At 75.5% G+C, this 16,427-nt stretch carries 13 protein-coding genes; 9 read left to right on the forward strand and 4 right to left on the reverse strand.

The genetic code is table 11. The features are described 5' to 3' along the window. The first annotated feature begins 153 nt into the window (after positions 1 to 153). Together JKP76_RS03375 and JKP76_RS03380 are read left to right on the forward strand one after the other, a co-directional pair. Positions 154 to 576, forward strand: a complete 423-nt coding sequence (locus tag JKP76_RS03375) for a hypothetical protein (RefSeq protein ID WP_200489547.1) — start codon at positions 154 to 156, stop codon at positions 574 to 576. 20 nt (positions 577 to 596) lie between these two features. Beyond that, a complete protein-coding gene (locus JKP76_RS03380) occupies positions 597 to 1,679 on the forward strand; it encodes a glycosyltransferase (protein WP_200489548.1) in 1,083 nt (360 codons plus the stop codon). A 4-nt stretch (positions 1,680 to 1,683) separates the two neighbouring features. On the opposite strand, the gene JKP76_RS23195 is transcribed toward JKP76_RS03380, so the two are convergent. Then, a complete protein-coding gene (locus tag JKP76_RS23195; RefSeq protein ID WP_200489549.1) occupies positions 1,684 to 2,721 on the reverse strand; it encodes a GNAT family N-acetyltransferase in 1,038 nt (345 codons plus the stop codon). A 510-nt stretch (positions 2,722 to 3,231) separates the two neighbouring features. Here JKP76_RS23195 and JKP76_RS03390 point away from each other — a divergent pair. Genes JKP76_RS03390 through JKP76_RS03405 form a run of 4 tightly spaced genes read left to right on the forward strand, consistent with a single transcriptional unit; the run spans position 3,232 to position 8,318 of the window. Then, positions 3,232 to 4,656: a polysaccharide biosynthesis tyrosine autokinase gene (locus JKP76_RS03390; protein WP_200489550.1), complete on the forward strand. Its 1,425-nt coding sequence runs from the start codon at positions 3,232 to 3,234 to the stop codon at positions 4,654 to 4,656. Between the two features lie 4 nt (positions 4,657 to 4,660). After that, positions 4,661 to 6,532: a nucleoside-diphosphate sugar epimerase/dehydratase gene (locus tag JKP76_RS03395; protein ID WP_200489551.1), complete on the forward strand. Its 1,872-nt coding sequence runs from the start codon at positions 4,661 to 4,663 to the stop codon at positions 6,530 to 6,532. After that, positions 6,529 to 7,677, forward strand: coding sequence for an aminotransferase class I/II-fold pyridoxal phosphate-dependent enzyme (locus JKP76_RS03400; RefSeq protein WP_200489552.1), 1,149 nt, complete (start codon positions 6,529 to 6,531; stop codon positions 7,675 to 7,677). Before JKP76_RS03395 ends, JKP76_RS03400 begins: the two co-directional genes overlap by 4 nt. Further along, positions 7,674 to 8,318, forward strand: coding sequence for a sugar transferase (locus JKP76_RS03405; RefSeq protein ID WP_309229397.1), 645 nt, complete (start codon positions 7,674 to 7,676; stop codon positions 8,316 to 8,318). The genes JKP76_RS03400 and JKP76_RS03405 overlap by 4 nt, the downstream gene beginning before the upstream one ends. 62 nt (positions 8,319 to 8,380) lie before the next feature. Here JKP76_RS03405 and JKP76_RS03410 read toward each other — a convergent pair whose 3' ends face one another. From JKP76_RS03410 to JKP76_RS03420, 3 genes are all read right to left on the reverse strand, one after another. Beyond that, on the reverse strand, positions 8,381 to 10,042 hold the full coding sequence (locus JKP76_RS03410) for an FAD/NAD(P)-binding protein (RefSeq protein ID WP_200489553.1): 1,662 nt from the start codon (positions 10,040 to 10,042) through the stop codon (positions 8,381 to 8,383). Further along, a complete protein-coding gene (locus tag JKP76_RS03415) occupies positions 10,039 to 10,746 on the reverse strand; it encodes an acetyltransferase (protein WP_200489554.1) in 708 nt (235 codons plus the stop codon). Before JKP76_RS03415 ends, JKP76_RS03410 begins: the two co-directional genes overlap by 4 nt. 120 nt (positions 10,747 to 10,866) lie before the next feature. Beyond that, positions 10,867 to 11,073: a phosphatase PAP2 family protein gene (locus JKP76_RS03420; protein ID WP_200491248.1), complete on the reverse strand. Its 207-nt coding sequence runs from the start codon at positions 11,071 to 11,073 to the stop codon at positions 10,867 to 10,869. A gap of 671 nt (positions 11,074 to 11,744) precedes the next feature. On the opposite strand from JKP76_RS03420, the gene JKP76_RS03425 reads away from it, so the two are divergent. The 3 genes from JKP76_RS03425 (at position 11,745) to JKP76_RS03435 (ending at position 16,015) form a co-directional block, all read left to right on the forward strand. Further along, positions 11,745 to 13,571 (forward strand): hypothetical protein, encoded by a 1,827-nt coding sequence (locus tag JKP76_RS03425; RefSeq protein ID WP_200489555.1) that lies wholly within the window; start codon positions 11,745 to 11,747, stop codon positions 13,569 to 13,571. Positions 13,572 to 13,755: 184 nt separating this feature from the next. After that, positions 13,756 to 14,850, forward strand: coding sequence for a Gfo/Idh/MocA family protein (locus JKP76_RS03430; protein ID WP_200489556.1), 1,095 nt, complete (start codon positions 13,756 to 13,758; stop codon positions 14,848 to 14,850). Further along, positions 14,834 to 16,015 (forward strand): DegT/DnrJ/EryC1/StrS aminotransferase family protein, encoded by a 1,182-nt coding sequence (locus tag JKP76_RS03435; protein ID WP_200489557.1) that lies wholly within the window; start codon positions 14,834 to 14,836, stop codon positions 16,013 to 16,015. Before JKP76_RS03430 ends, JKP76_RS03435 begins: the two co-directional genes overlap by 17 nt. Positions 16,016 to 16,427 lie beyond the last annotated feature (412 nt).

Consider the following 16,427-nt stretch of genomic DNA (forward strand, 5'->3'; position numbering starts at 1 on the left):
CGGAGATGCCCGACACCCTGCGCGTCGCCGGCTGGGTCCCCCAGGCCCTGGTCGAGCCGCTGCTCTACCTGCTCGGCGGGAATCAGCGCCTTCAGCGTCGGGCTCACCGAACCGCTGGGGGACCACGGCCCCTACGGCGAGTTCGGCCGCTCCATGTACGCCGTCGTCCGGATCGGCCAGCTCATGGGCTTCGACCTGCCCTCGCCCGAGCCGTTCGCCGGCTACGTCGACATGCCGGTGTCGTTCAACACCTACACGTCCTTCGGGGACGCCTACTTCGACTTCGGCCTGGCCGGGGTCCTCGGGCTCTCGCTGCTCACCGGCCTGCTCGTGCACCTGCTGAGCGTGTGGCCGCGCCGCGGCCACCCGGGCTCGGCCTGGGGCATGAGCGTGATGGCCGCGGTCCTGACCGCGACACCGATCCACATGCGGCTGCTCGACCTCGACATCCTCATCCCCGCCGCCGTCGGCCTCGTGGCGATCGCGGCGATCCTCCGGCCGACTCGCGGGCCCACCCGCCGGGCCGGGGTCCTCACCGCGCCGCCGTGGGCGGCACGGGGGCGGGTGGGCGCATGACCGACGGAGCGGAGGCAGTCGTGGACGGACCGGTCCGGATCGGCCTGGTGACGAGCGTCGGGCGCACCCTGGACGCCTTCTTCCCGGCGATCGCCGCACGGCTGGAGGAGCGGGGCTTCGTCGTGACGTCGGCGAGCGGCACCCACTCCGACATCGCGTCCTGGACGCATCTGGAGGGCTTCTCGCAGCGCCCCTCGCTCGGCGTGGTGACCGCGGTCCGGTCGCTGCGCGCGTGGTCCCGGGCGCAGCAGCACGACGTCGTCATCACCAACACGGCGACGGCGTCGGCGATCGTGCGGCTCGCCGGCCTGCGCGCACCGGTCGTGTACTTCTGCCACGGGCTGCACTGGGGGGACGAGCACGCCCCGGGCGCCCGGCCGTGGCAGCTGATCGAGCGGGCGCTGCTCCGGCGCACCGCGGGCGTCATCACGATCAACCGCGACGACCACGCCTGGTTCGAGCGGCACCACGCGCCGCACGTCCACCGGCTGCGGTCCGGTGTCGGCGTGCCGCTGGAGGAGTACCCCGCCGCACCCGTGCCGGCGGACGGCCACGACCTGCTGTGGGTCGGGGACTTCACGCCGCGGAAGCGCCCGCACCTGGCCGTGGACGTGGTCGAGCGGCTGGTCGAGCTCGGCTGCCCCGTGCGGCTGCGCATGCTGGGCGACGGGCCGCTGCACGAGGAGGTCCGCTCACGGATCGACGCCGCCGGTCTCGGCTCCGTCATCACCGCCGAAGGGCGCGCCGCGGTGGCACCGGCCCTGGCCTCGGCGACCGCCCTGCTGCACACCGCCGAGTGGGAGGGGCTGCCGCGCGTCGCCCTGGAGGCGGCGGCGGTGGGCCGCTGGTCCTACGGGTTCGACGTGAAGGGCCTGCGCGACGCCCCGCTGGTGCGACTGGCCCCGGACGGCGACGTGGCGGCGCTGGCCGGACTGGTCGCCGCGGACGTCTCCTCCGGCGCCGTCCGATCGGTGCCCGACGTCCGGGAGTCGCTGGGCGTCGACGCGGCCGCCGACGGCATCGCCACCGCGGTCCTGGACGTCCTCGGCCGGCCCGCCCTGGACAGCGACGGTCGCACGTCCCCCGGGCAGCAGTCCGCCTGACCGGTCAGGCGGAGCGGCGCCAGGGCGGGAAGTAGCCGGCCGTCTCGTCCGTGCCGGCGAGCTCCCGGTACCGGTCGCGGTCGTGCACGAGCTTCGCGACGGAGAAGGGCAAGGGTTCGCTCGCGGGGTCGAACCGGTGCTTGAAGGTGAACAGGGACGAGGTCATCGACCCGCCGAGCCCGCCGCCGAGGTGGAAGACCTCCACGCCCTGCTCGCGTCCCCACTCCGCAGCCGCGAGGAAGCAGCGGTTGGACGCGCCGATGGAGCGGGCGGCGTCGGCCGACGCCCCCAGGTGGTAGTGCAGCCGCGGACCTTCGACGAAGCAGAGCAGGGCGGCGATGAGCTCTCCGTCGACCCGGCCCTCCACCAGCACCGGGTGCAGGGTCTGCTGCTCGGCGACCAGCGCCTTCCAGTACGCGGCTGGGAAGTAGAAGAACGGATCCGCGTGCTGGCGCTCCATGGTGGTGACGTAGAGGTCGCGGAAGGCGCTGAGCGAGAAGGGCCGCGGGGTCACGGTCACCTCGAGGCCCGCCCGGTCGGCCTTGCGCGCGGCCCGGCGGTGGTGGGCGTGCATGCCGGCGAACAGGTCGCGCCCCGGGGTCAGGTCCCAGGCGACCGTGCACCCGGCGGTCACGACCTCGGCCGTCGGCGGGACCAGCGCGGTGTTCCCCAGCGGCGGGTGCAGCCGGAGGAAGGTGCACACCACCCCGTTGACGCGCGCCCACTCGTCGAGGGCGGGACCGAAGGCGGCGACCGCCGCCCCGTCGCGGGCCAGGGGGCCGCCGTAGCCGTAGGCGCTCACCGCGTCCCAGCCGCTGCCGTCCGGCAGGGGGCGGAGCAGGAGCGGGAGGACGAGAACGGCGTCGCGGTGCCGGAACCGCAGCAGGACCGGCACCGTGCCGGGCACCTCCAGGAGGGCGGAGGCCCGGTAGTAGGCGGCGCGGGTGTAGGTGTCGAGGCCGCCGGCCTCGGTCACCGCGGCGTCCCAGTCGGCCGCCCGGACCACGCGCACGCCCGGCGTGGACACGACGGGGGCCGCCACGGACGGACGGCCGGCGCTCAGCTCCACTCCGGGCACTTCAGCGTCCGCAGGACGGAGCAGCGAGCGCGCCGGCGGGGCCGAGGAGGGTCACGCGCCGGAGGCTAGCGCCGTCCGGGCGGGGGCAGAAGGGGTCACGCCACGTAGCAGGGCATTTCCTCCGACCGGGTCGCGCGGGTGACGGCCGCGGAAGCCGGGGCCGTCGCTGCTCACGGTCGGTGACCAGATCGTGCGGTCACCTACCGCCGCCCTCCGACCACGCTCCGCGACGACAAGCCAGATGTGCACCGTCCGTTACCGGATCTCACCGCGCGCAGTTTCAGCTGTCTGACCTGCTGTTTCTCCGTTCCGACGGCCGATCCGGCCGCTCCGCTCCGTAACTGCCGTGCACCGAACCGACCACTTGGGGCGACAGCGGCACTAGCGTCCGCCCCATCATCGACACGAGGCCGCCGTGACGCACCGGAGCGGGCGCCTCCACCTCGAACGGGGAACTGCGTGGGCACCATCGACATGACGGGTCTGATCCGCCGCTACGGCCGGCTGGTGCTCGCCGGCGTCCTCGCCGGGCTCGTCGTCGCGGGGCTGCTGAGCTGGACCGCGGAGAAGACCTACACCTCGTCCACCCAGCTGTGGGCGAAGGCGGCCGGGCCCACCGCCAGCTCCGACGCCTACGAGGGCAACCTGTTCACGCAGGAGCGGATCAACTCCTACCCGCAGGTGCTCACCAGCCCCGACCTGACCAGCAAGGTCGTCGACGAGCTGGGCCTCGACGAGACCCCGGAGGAGCTGGCCGGCCGGATCTCGGTCGCCGTGCTCCCCGAGAGCATCGTCCTGGACGTCCGGGTGACCGACAGCACCCCGCAGGGCGCCCAGGCCATCGCGAGGTCGCTCGGCGAGCAGTTCAAGCAGCGGGTGGCCGAGCTGGAGACCCCGGCAGGTGCCACCGCCTCCACGGTGGAGGTGACGACGATCAAGGCCCCCACCTTCGAGCCCGATCCGGCCGGCCCGGACCTGGTCGGCAACCTCTGGCGCGGCGCCGCCCTCGGCCTGCTGCTCGGTCTGGCCCTCGCCGTGGTCCGCAGCCGCACCGACCGCACCGTCCGCACGGACGACGACGTCGAGGCGGCCGCCGGGGCGCACGTCGTGGGCCGGCTGTTCTCGGACCGCTCCCTCGGCAAGCAGGCGGTCCTGGACCAGCTGGACGGGCAGCGCCCGCTCTCCGAGGCGTTCCGCGCCCTGCGGCTCAACCTCCGCCACCTCGCCGTCGAGTCGCCGCCGAAGGTCGTCGTCGTCTCCGGGCCGCTGCTGGGCGAGGGCGCCAGCACGGTCGCGGTCAACCTGTCCCTCTCCCTGGCCACCGCCGGCCACCGGGTGATCCTGGTCGACGGCGACCTGCGGCGCCCCCGGGTCAGCCGCTACCTCGGCCTCCCCGACGGGCCCGGGCTGACCGACGTCCTCAGTGGCGCCGCGCAGCTGCAGGACGTCGTCCAGACCGGCGTGGAGGGTCGGCTGACGGTCCTCGGCGCCGGGCCGATGCCGCCGGACCCGGAGGCCGCGCTCGGCTCACCGCGGATGAAGACCGTGCTGGACGTGCTGCGCAACCACTGGGACTTCGTGATCATCGACGCTCCGCCGCTGCTGCCGGTCGTCGACGGCGCGGTGCTGAGCGCGCTCGCCGACAGCTGCCTGCTCGTCGCGCGCCACGGGCGGACGAAGCGCGAGCACCTCGCCGAGGCGGCCGCGTCCGTGGCACGGGTGCACGTCCCGTCGCTGGGCGTCGTGCTCAACCGCATCCCGCGGAACGGGGGCGACGCGACCCCCGGCTCCCGCCCCTACAAGGCCGACGCGCGGCGACGGGCGAACGCGACCACCGCAGCGCACACCGAACCCGAGGCCGGCTCGGCTGCGGGCAACCCCGACCACACCGCGGAGTGACGACATGACTGCCACGGACCGCAACGTGCGGTGGAAGCTCATCCGCTACGCCATGCTCGGCGGCGACCTGGTGTCGCTGCAGGCCGGCCTCGTGCTGGCCATGACCGCCCGGTACGAGGGCTCGGTGGACCGCATGAACACCCCGGGCCTCGTGGCGGGCATGGCGCTGGCCGTGTTCCTCTTCCCCCTGGCCTCGGCCGGCCTGCGGCTGCACCAGGGGCGGTACGCGGTGGGCACCGCCGAGGAGGTCAAGAGCCTGGGCGCCGCCGTCGGCCTCACCGCGCTGGCGATCCTCGGGGTCGTCGCCCTGAGCGGCACGCCGCGGCTGATGCCCCTCAGCGTGCCGGTGATCGGCGCGGTCCTCTCCTTCGTCATGATGATCGGCTTCCGGCTGGCCATCCGCAGCCAGCGCGAGGGCGCCATCCGGCCCCGCACCGGCCAGCGCACGCTGGTGTTCGGGGCCGGGATCGCCGGCGAGCAGCTGATCCGGTCGATGCTCGCCGACCCCGCCAGCCCCTACCTGCCCGTCGGCCTGCTGGACGACGACCCGCGCAAGCGGCACCTGCGCATCCGGGGCGTCCGGATGATGGGCGGCCGCGAGCGGATCTCCGCCGCCGCGGCCGCCACCGAGGCCGAGACCGTCGTCGTGGCCATCCCCTCGGCCGACTCGGCGCTGGTCCGCGACCTCTCCCAGCGGGCGAACGACGCCGGGCTCTCGGTGAAGGTGCTCCCCCGGGTCACCGACCTGCTCAGCCGCCGGGTGGGCATCCGCGACGTCCGCGACATCAACGTCGCCGACCTGCTCGGCAGGCGGCAGATCGACACGAACCTCACCGAGATCGCCCACTACCTGCGCGGCAAGCGGGTGCTCGTCACGGGCGCGGGCGGCTCCATCGGCGCCGAGCTGTGCCGCCAGATCGACCAGTTCGGGCCGGGCGAGCTGATGATGCTCGACCGGGACGAGTCGGCGCTGCACGCGCTGCAGCTGACGATGTTCGGCGAGGCCAAGCTGCACGAGCCGCAGGCGATCCTCGCCGACATCCGCGACGCCGAGGCCCTCGAGCGGCTGTTCGCCGCCCGGCGGCCCGAGGTCGTCTTCCACGCCGCCGCCCTCAAGCACGTGAACATGCTCGAGCAGTACCCGGACGAGGGCTGGAAGACCAACGTCCTGGGCACCCGGAACGTCCTGGCCGCCGCGACGTCGGTCGGGGTCACGCACTTCATCAACGTCTCCACCGACAAGGCCGCCGACCCGCAGAACGTGCTGGGCCGCACCAAGCGGATGGCGGAGCGGCTCACCGCGACCTACGCCCAGCACAACAGCGGCCGGTTCCTGTCGGTGCGGTTCGGCAACGTGCTCGGCAGCCGCGGCTCGGTGCTGGAGACCTTCGCCGCGCAGATCGCGCGGGGCGGGCCGGTCACCATCACCCACCCCGACGTGACCCGCTACTTCATGACCATCCCCGAGGCGGTCCAGCTGGTCATCCAGGCCGGCGCGATCGGCCGCAACGGCGAGGCCCTCGTCCTGGACATGGGGCAGCCCGTGCGGATCGGCGACGTCGCCGCCCACCTCATCGGCCTGGAGGGCCGGCACATCCCGATCCACGTCACCGGCCTGCGGCCGGGCGAGAAGCTGCACGAGGACCTCTTCGGCACCGGGGAGCAGGACAGCCGCCCGATGCACCCGATGATCAGCCACGTGCCTGTCCCGCCGCTGGAGCACCCCGCGGTGGACCGGCTCGACCGCACCTACCGGTTCGCGGACATCACCCTCGAGGACCCGCAGGACCCGGGCGTCCCCACCGCACCCCAGCCGCGGGTCGCGCGCGCCGCGGCGGAGGACCAGCTGGGCCGCACGGGACGGGTGGCCCTGTGAGCGCAGCTCCCGCCCGGACGCGGATCCTGCTGTCGTCGCCGGACGTCGGCGACCGCGAGCAGGAACTGGTCGCCGAGGCCATCGCCTCGGGGTGGATCGCCCCGCTCGGCCCGATGGTCGACGCCTTCGAGCAGCGGATCGCCGAACGCTGCGGACGGGCGCACGCGGTCGCGCTCTCCTCCGGCACGGCCGCGCTGCACCTGGGGCTGCTCGAGCTCGGCGCACGCCCCGGGACGGCGGTCGTCGTCCCCACGTTGACCTTCGCCGCGACGGCGAACGCGGTGGCCTACTGCGGTGCCGAGCCGGTGTTCGTCGACTGCGATCCCGAGAACGGGCTGATGAGCCCCGCCCTGCTCGACGACGCCCTGCGCGCGCTGCGCGCCGAGGGCACGCCGGTCGCCGCCGTCGTGCCGGTCGACCTGCTGGGCCGCTGCGCGGACTACACCGCGCTCGCGGAGGTCTGCGCCCGGTACGACGTGCCGATCGTCTCCGACGCCGCGGAGGCGCTGGGCGCGTTCCACGGCTCCGCGCCGGCCGGCTCGTTCGGCGCGGTCGCGGCGCTGTCGTTCAACGGCAACAAGATCATGACAACCAGCGGTGGCGGCATGCTGCTCACCGACGACGGCGAGATGGCCGCCCGCGTGCGCTACCTGAGCACCCAGGCACGGCAGCCCGCGGTGCACTACGAGCACACCGAGATCGGCTACAACTACCGGCTGAGCAACGTCCTGGCCGCGCTCGGCCTGGCGCAGCTGGAACGCCTGGACGGGATGATCGGCCGCCGCCGGGCGCTGCGCGAGCGCTACGCGGCGATCTTCACCGACGTGCCCGGCGCGCGGATCTTCCAGCGCGAGGGGGACGCGGCGGACAACTGCTGGCTCACCGCCGTCCTCGTCGACCCGGCGGTCGCGGGGTGGTCGGCGGAGGACCTGCGCGCCGCGCTGGACGCCGCGGACATCGAGTCCCGGCCGCTGTGGAAGCCCATGCACCGGCAGCCGGTCTTCGCCGGGGCGCGCAGCTTCCTCGACGGGTCGGCGGACCGGCTGTTCGCCACCGGGCTGACCCTGCCCAGCGGGTCGGCCCTGACCGGCGACCAGGTGAACGCCGTCACCGGCGCGCTGGGCGCGTTCCTGGGGCTCCGGTGAGCCGCCGGTCGGCCCGGCGGTCGCTGTACCCGCCGGTCAAGCGTGCCGTCGACGTCGTCGTGGCCGGGGCCGCCCTGGTCGTCGCCGCACCCGTGATCGGGGCGGTGGCCGTGGCGGTGCGCCGCGACCTGGGCAGCCCGGTGCTGTTCCGGCAGCTGCGCCCCGGACGCGACGGTGCACCGTTCGAGCTGGTGAAGTTCCGGACGATGCGCATCCTGACCGAGGCCGACGGGGTGGACACCGACGGCGAGCGGCTGACCCCCTTCGGCCGCTGGTTGCGCAGCACCAGCCTCGACGAGCTGCCGACGCTGTGGAACGTCCTGCGCGGCGACATGAGTCTCGTGGGCCCCCGGCCGCTCCTGATGGAGTACCTGGACCGGTACACCCCCGAGCAGGCGCGACGGCACGAGGTGCGGCCCGGTGTCACGGGCCTGGCCCAGGTGCGCGGCCGGAACGCGCTGAGCTGGGAGGAGAAGTTCGCCGCCGACGTCGAGTACGTCGACGGCCTCGGGCCGGCGATGGACCTCCGCATCCTGCTGGCCACCCTCGGCACGGTGCTCCGCCGGCACGGCATCTCCGCCCCGGACGCGGCGACGATGCACCTGTTCACGGGCTCCGACCGGAACGACGCCGCCGCCTGACCACCGGCCCTCCCGACCTCCGCCGCTGGGCGCGCCGGGGTCGGGAGGTCGCGTGGCCGCGCCTAGGACGCGGAGACCGCCTGCGCCGCGGCCAACCGCTCGGGTGGCGGGAAGCCCTCCACCGCGGCCGGGCGCTGCGGCGCCAGCAGCGTGCCGGCGAGCTCCCGGCCCAGCACGGAGCCGAAGCTGCTGATCCGCCCGCAGTGCTCCATGTGCCACACCGGGCCGCCGTTGACCACGTTGCCGGCCAGCAGCGGGCCCATGACGAACATCCCGGGGGCGGCCGCCAGGGTCTCGTCGACGACGATGCCGCTGCCGTGGCGGGTGGGCCGGCACACCCCGCTCTCGATCAGGCCGGCGACGAGCGACGGCGTCGCGTCGGCCACGTGCTTGACCGGGCCGCCGCAGTTGATGACGGCGTCGGCGGGGTCGTCGAGGACGGTCTCCACGCCGTCCCGCCGCACCCCCACCAGCACCCCGTCGCGTCCGGCCCCGCGCACGCCGGTGAAGCTGCCGGCGACGACCTGCAGCCTGCCCGCCGTGGCGAGCTCCTCGACCACCTCGTGGTACTCCCAGCCCGCCCGGCGCTGGTGCCGGCCGAGCTCGACGCCCCAGTGCCCCGCGAACTCCAGCGCCTCCTCGTGCGACAGGCGCGGGAGCACGCGGACCACGCCGTCGGAGATGGGGCGGAGCGTGTCGCAGACCGAGAGGCCGGCCGCCCTCCCGCGGGCGAGGTCCTCCAGAGCCGCCTCGAACACGGCGGCCGCGCGCACCGGCTCCGCGTCACTCAGCGCGTGCAGGCGCTCCGGCCGGAAGTCGACCGGGCCCTGCGCCTCCCGGATCCGCTCCGGCAGCTCGCCGCGCGGGGAGAGCACGGTGATGCGGGCCGCGCGCTCGGCCACGACGGGCGAGTCGCGCAGCTGGTAGAGCATGTCCATGGTGCCGGCGTTGCCGCCGATGAGGACGACGTGCGGCGGGCGGTCCTCGATGCCGGGCCGGGTGATCGCCTGCTCGACCCGGGCCATCGCGACGTCCATCCCGTGCCCGAAGGGGTCGTCCTCGAGGGCGGCGGCGGTCGCGCCGTCGTCGCCGGGCAGGCGGGGCATGACCGGGGAGCAGCCGAGCGCCAGCACGACGTTCCGCGCGCGGATCTCCCCCCCGCCGCAGGTGAGCCGGTACCCGGGACCGTCGGGACGCGCGGCGAGGACGTCGTCCCGGATCACCTCGGTGGCGGCCACCCCGGCCGCCTCCGCGGCGGCGATGGCGGCGTACGCGCGCTCCATGAGGTAGGTGCCGAAGACGTAGCGCGGCAGGTAGAGGTCGTCGAAGTCGTCCCGCGCGACGGCGTCGCGGTGGCGGGCCCACCACCGCGACGACACCTCGCCGTCCACGGCGAGGAACTCGTCGAAGGCCCGGTGCTTGTTCTCCGCCAGCCACCCGGTGAACCGCCGCAGCTCCCCCGGGGGGAGGAAGTCGCGCAGCGGGGTGATCAGCAGGGAGGTGCGCGCGGCCCGGCTGCCGTAGGCGACGCCGGAGAAGGCGTCGGGCGCCCGCTCCACGACGGCGATCCGCACCGGGGCCTCCGGCGGGCTCTCGCCGAGCGCCGCGAGCAGCGCGATGAGCACGTAGGCCGTGGAGGCGCCCGCGCCCACGAAGGCCAGGTCCACCGCGTCGAGATCCTCGGCGTCGTCGGCGACCGGCCGGTCCAGCGTGTCCTGCGTCATCGGGCCCCCAGCCCACTCGCCAGGCGGCCGCCGGACCGGACGAAGTCCGGGTCGGGGGGCCGCTCACCACTCCGGTCGGGCACGATCCGGGCCGGGTTGCCCACGGCCGTCACGTGGTCCGGCAGGTCCTCGATGACCACGGTGCCGGCGCCGATCTTGCACCAGCGGCCGATCCGGACCTTCGGGATCACCACGGCGCCGACCCCGATGTGCGTGCCCTCCCCGACGGTCACGTGCCCGCTCAGCGCCGCCTGCGGGCTGATGTGGGCGTAGTCCTCGACGACGCAGTCGTGGTCGACGCTCGCACCCGTGTTGATCAGCACGTGCCGGCCGAGGGTCGCGTTCGGCTGCACGATCGCCCCGTGCAGGACGACCGTGCCCTCACCGATCCGGGCGGTCGGCGCGATCAGCGCCGACGGGTGCACCGCCGTGCCGTACGTGGCCTGCAGCACCTGCGCCAGCTCGGCGCGCTCACCGTTGATGCCGACGGCAAGGACCAGCGGCACGTCCAGCTCCGGAAAGGCGTCCGGGCCGACGATGCGGATGCCCGGGTGCACGTTCCGGCTCGCCGGGTGCTGGTTGGCCGGGACGTCGTTGAACTGCCGCCGCACGTCGAGGCCCCGCGCACGGAGGACGTCGATCACGACCTGCGCGTGCCCACCGCAGCCGTAGACGTCGAACACCGCCTGTTCGCGGAACGTCACGCGGCCTCCTCCGGCGCTGCCGCCGAGCTCCCCCGCTCCAGGCCGGATCGGGGCGTCGGCGGGCGAAGTCTAGGTCGCATGTGCGGACCGGGGACCCGTTCCGCGCGCGCCAATCCCGCGTTACGGATCCCGCCGGTCCGTTCCGGTCGCCGCGGACGGCCGGATCCCGCGCCGGGCCGGCCGCCAGGCGGCGAGCCGGAAGGCGACGAAGCCGATCGCCCCGCCCAGCGCCCAGCCGGCGAGCACGTCGCTGAGCCAGTGCGCACCGAGGTAGACCATGCTGAGGCCGATCAGCACGGTGCCGGCCGTGAGGACGGCGGCGAGCAGCCGCCCGTACGAGGTCGGCGCGGCGCAGCCCCCACAGGATCAGCGGCACGGCCGCACCCGCGGTGAGGGCCCCGATCGACGACGGCATGGCCGTTCCGTCCGTCGGCACGAGCGCCAGACCGGCGGGAGGCCGGGCCCGGCCGATGACCTCCTTGGCCCACTCCGCGACACCGGTGGCGACCACCGACGACACCAGGGCGGCGACGACGGCCCCCCAGGCGCGGAACACCAGCGCGAAGCCCAGGGCCAGCACGAACGCGAGGACATAGGTCCCCTTGGGCTGTCCGATGTCCATGAGCCGTCGCGCGACGTCGTCGAGCCAGTCGACGCGATGGGCGTCGATCGTCTCCAGCACCGCCGTGTCCCACCCCATGCTCCCGAGTATCGACCACCGGGACGCTGCGACGGCCAACAAGGTGGACGCTGGGTGACGCTTCGCACCCGCCGGCGACGCGGGAACCCTCTCGACCGGCCATTTTGGAACGTGTTACGCCCCGCACGATCACCGTGGGTGAGACAGGGCCGAGCGTGTCGCGCCTCGCCGCTGTCCGGTCGCACAGGGGGTTGCCAGGACGTAGCGGGGGGCGGAGGTTCCGGGCAGCCCGGGTGCCGGATGTCCGCGTCGCCGACGTGACCTCCGGCCGGAGCCCGGCCTTCGGGAGGAGCGGGACGTGCACCTCGCAGACGGGGGTCACCGTGGCCGCCGGCCACCGGTGTCCCCCGAGGCGCGTACTCAGCCCGCGAGCCCTCCCCCGCGCCGGCGCTGCTCGGCCGGCCGGCTGGCGGCCGTCCCCGGCCTGGTGCTCTCCGCGTGGGTGCTGACCGGGCTGTGGTCCGGCACGGCGAACGCCGACACCCCGACCGTGCCGCCGGAGAGCTCCGCGGCCGCCTCGTCGCTGCTGCCCGACGTGCCGCTGCTCGATCGGGGGCCCTCGGCGCCGATGACACAGGTGCCGGACGCCGGACCGCCGCCCGACGCCGGGCCCGTTCCCGACCCGGGCGTGCCCCCGAACCTGGGCGTGCCCCTGGACCTGAGCGTGCCTCCCGACCTGGTCGCGGCTCCGGACCTGGGCGTGCCCCCGGGTACCGCGGGCTCACCCGGAGCGGCGCCGGCAGAGCCCGCGAAGCCCCCCGACGCCGGCCCGCCACCGGGCGGCGGATCCGCCCCGGACCCCGGACCGCCGCCGGACGCCGGTCAGCAGCCGCCTCCCCCCGGACCACCGGCCGTCGACCAGCCGCCTGCCGCGAGCGTGCCGGGTCCGCCCCCGGTCATGAGCCCGGACTCCTCCGGGCCACCGCCGCACGCCGGCCCGCCGGACGCACCACCGCCGCTCTCCCCGCTCCCGGACGTGCCGCTCCCGGACGTGCCGCTCCCGGACGTGCCGCTCACGGACGTGCCGCTCCTCGCCCTGCCGCTCCCCGCAGTGCCGCTCTCGGACGTGCCGCTCCCGCCCCTCCTCGCCGTCCCCCCGGTGCCGCCGATCCCGCCGGTGCAGCCGCAGGCCCCCGCCGCGCCGGGGCTCCCCCCGCTCGCGGACGCGCCCCGCACGCCCGATGAGCCGGCTGCGCCCGAGGAGCCGGTCGGGCCGGTCGCGCCGGCCGCTCCGGCCGCTCCCGTCGCGCCGGTCGAGCCGGTCGCGCCCCAGCTCGTGGTGCTGCCCGACCGCGATGAACTCCCCGCCCCCGAGCGCCCCGACCTCCCCGCCGAGCCGGTCCTCACGCAGCTCCGCACCGTCCCGCTCCCGCCGGAGGAGCCGCCGATCCCGGAGGTCGACCCCTCCCCCGCGCCGAGGCGCCCGCTCGCGGTCGAGCCGTCCGCGCTCGCGGAGCCGGCGGACCCGGCTCGTCCCCCGCCCCCGGTTCCGGCCCCCACCGAGCCGGCCCCCGCCACGCCCGCGCAGGCAGCGCCCGCACCCGCAGAGCTCGCACCCACGCCGCCACCCTGCGCCACCGACGACGCCCCGCCCGTTCCCGCCGACGTCCCCCCGGACGTCCTCACGGCGCTCCCCCCGACAACTGCCACCGACGATCCGCCGCCCTCGGGAACGGGCACGGCCTCCGCGGCCGCGCCGGCGCCCGCGCCCGCGGCCGCGACGCTCGCGACCCCGGCGGACCCGGCGGACCCGGCGGACCCGGTGATCCTGGTGAACCCGGAGCTCGCGACGACGCCGGCGGACCCGACGGCGGGAACCGGTCGCGCGTCGCCGGCGACTCCCGCCGCGGCTGCGGCGGTCGCACCGGAGCAGGCGGCCGCACCTGCCGGCCGGTGGCCGCTCCCGACGGCGCCCGCGCAGACGCCCGGCCCGCCGGCCGGTGCGAACGGACCGACGAGCGCCCCCTCCGGCGGAGGGCCCGGCGCGGGCGGCCCCACGCTCCCCTGCGCCGTCCTCGGCGCGCTCCAGAAGGTGCTGCTGGTGCCGGTGCCGACGGGGCCCCGCGCGGAGGACGACGCCCTCGTCCTCAGCCGCGCCGAGGAGCCGCAGCCCAGTCCCGACTGAGCCGGGTCGCCCGTCTCCGGAGAAGCGCTCCGTTCCGCCCCGGCCCCGCCGTCGCCTCCGCACAGGCGCGCACACCGCCGGGCGCGACCCCCTCCCCGTCCGATCCGCCGAAGCCCTGCACCCCTCCGCAGGCACACGCACCCCGAGGACACCCCTGATGAGTTCAGCAGCGCACCCGTTGTCCGTGCCTTCCCCTCGCCGAGGTCGACGGCGCGATCGCATCGCCGTCGTCGGCTACGGCTACTGGGGCTCCAAGCACGTCCGCGTGCTCAGCAGCACGCCCGGCGTCGACGTCGTCATCGTGGACGGCGGACCCGCCCGGCTGGCCGAAGCGGCCGCCCACTACCCCACCGCCAAGCGCGCGGCCTCCCTCGACGAGGTGCTGGACACCGTCGACGCCGTCGTCATCGCCACGCCGCCCGCCACGCACGCGGCGCTCGCGCTGCGCGCGCTGGAGGCCGGCAAGCACGTCCTGGTGGAGAAGCCGATGGCCACCTCCGTCGAGGACGCGGAGCTGCTCGTGAAGACCGCGGCCCGGCAGGGCGCCCGCCTCATGGTCGGGCACACCTTCGAGTACAACGCCGCGGTCTGGAAGCTGCGCGACCTGGTCCGGTCCGGCGAGCTGGGCAAGATCCTGTACGTCGACACCGCCCGGCTGAGCCTCGGGCGGTACCAGAGCGACGTCAACGTCATCTGGGACCTCGCCCCGCACGACATCTCGATCGTCTCCTTCATCCTCGACGAGGTGCCGTCCTGCACCACGGTGTGGGCGCACAGCCACATCAGCCGGCAGCACGCCGACGTCGCCTACCTGCGCTTCGACTTCCCGGTCTCGCAGACCCGCGCCTACGTGCACGTCAGCTGGCTGACCCCGAAGAAGGTCCGGCAGATGACCGTGGTGGGCCAGCACAAGATGGCCGTCTACGACGACCTGTCGGACAACGAGCGGATCCGGATCTACGACATCGGGGTGGACGTCGAGGAGATCGACGCCGCCACCCAGGCGCACGCCCTGCCGGTCACCTACCGCACGGGCGACATCGTCTCCCCGTACGTGCCGTTCCAGGAGCCGCTCCTGGTGCAGGACCAGCACTTCCTCGAGTGCGTCCGCGCCGGCGCCGTCCCGGCGACGCCCGGCGAGCGGGGTCTGGAGATCGTCCGCGTGCTCGCGGCGACCGACGAGCTGTCGGGGGTCGCCGGTCTGGACGTCGTCGCCGGCGCGGCCGCGTCCACCGGCCGGACGACCCCGGAGGGGAGCGGTCATGTCGGTCGCCGGTGAGAAGCCCCGGGCGGCACGGGCACTGCACCTGGCCGCGGTCCCCGCGCCCGTCCCGTTCCTCGACCTGCCGGCGGGCGCGGCCCTGGTGCGGGAGGAGCTCGACCGGCACTGGGAGCGGGTGCTCGCCCACGGCCGGTTCGTCGGCGGTCCCGAGGTGACCGTCTTCGAGCAGGAGTTCGCCTACTACTGCGCGCGCACCGGCTGCGTAGGCGTGGCCAACGGCACCGACGCCCTGGAGCTGATCCTGCAGGCCCTGGGCATCGGGCGCGGCGACGAGGTGGTCGTGCCCGCGAACACCTTTGTCGCGACGGCGGAGGCGGTGTGCGCGGTGGGCGCGCGGCCCCGCTTCGTCGACGTGGACCCCGGGACCCTCGAGGTGGATCCCGACGCGGTGGCCGCCGCCGTGGGGCCGCGGACGGCGGCGGTGATGGCGGTGCACCTGTTCGGCCAGATGGCCGACGTCGACCGGCTGGTCCGGATCGCGGAGCGGCACGGGCTGGCGCTGATCGAGGACGCCGCCCAGGCGCACGGGGCCCGGTTCGGCGGCCGGCCGGCCGGCAGCGTCGGGACGGCGGCGGCGTTCAGCTTCTACCCGGGCAAGAACCTCGGCGCCCTGGGTGACGGCGGCGCGGTCGTGTCCAACGACGCGGCGCTGCTGGGGCGGATCCGGCAGCTGGCCAACCACGGCCGGTCCGACGGCGGCCGGCACCTGCACGAGCTGCGCGGGCGCAACAGCCGGCTGGACAGCCTGCAGGGGGCCGCGCTGAGCGTCCGGCTGGCCCGGCTGGACGCGGACAACGAGCGGCGGCGGGCGGCCTGGCGGCGGTACCGCGACCGGCTGCCGGAGGGGTTGCTCCTGGAGCAGCACCCGCGGGCCGAGTCGGTGCACCACCTCGCCGTCGTGCAGGTGGCCGACCGCCCCGCGGTCACGGCCGCGCTGGACGACGCCGGGATCGGGTGGGGGCTGCACTACCCGGTGCCGTGCCACCTGCAGCCGGCTTTCGCCGAGTTCGCGGACGGGCCGCTCCCGGTCGCGGAGCGGGCCGCCGGGCGGATCCTGTCCCTCCCGATGTTCCCGACCATGAGCGTCGCGCAGGTGGACCGGGTGTGCGACGTCCTCTCCGGCGTGGGCGACCTCGCCGCCGTCCCGGGCGGGGTCCGGTGACCAAGCACGGTGCGGACGACCCGATCCCCGCGGGCGGCGGGAGCAACGGCGACGGCCGGCGGACGGCGCTGGTCGGCCGGCTGCCCGCGTTCGGTGGGGGCTCCCCGCTGCTCGCCGCGTCGTCCGCGCTCGGGGGCGGCTCGGCGCAGCGGCGGCCGGCTCCCCCCGAGCCGGCGGCCCGCCGGAAGCTCTCGGCCGGCCAGTGGACCCGGCTGGGGATGCTCGCCCTGGCAGTGGTCGTCCTCGGCGCGGTCACCGGCTTCCTCGTCGCCGCGCGGATGCCCGAGCAGTACGCCGCCCGGGCCGAGGTCCTCTACGCGCTGACCCGGGAGCAGCCGACCGGCTTCCTCCGCGAGGACCGCAACATCAGCACCCAGCTGGTGGCCCTGGAGAGCCGCGCCGTCCTCACCCC

This window comes from Blastococcus sp. TML/C7B, assembly GCF_016612845.1.
In the GTDB taxonomy this organism is placed as follows: Bacteria; Actinomycetota; Actinomycetes; order Mycobacteriales; family Geodermatophilaceae; genus Blastococcus.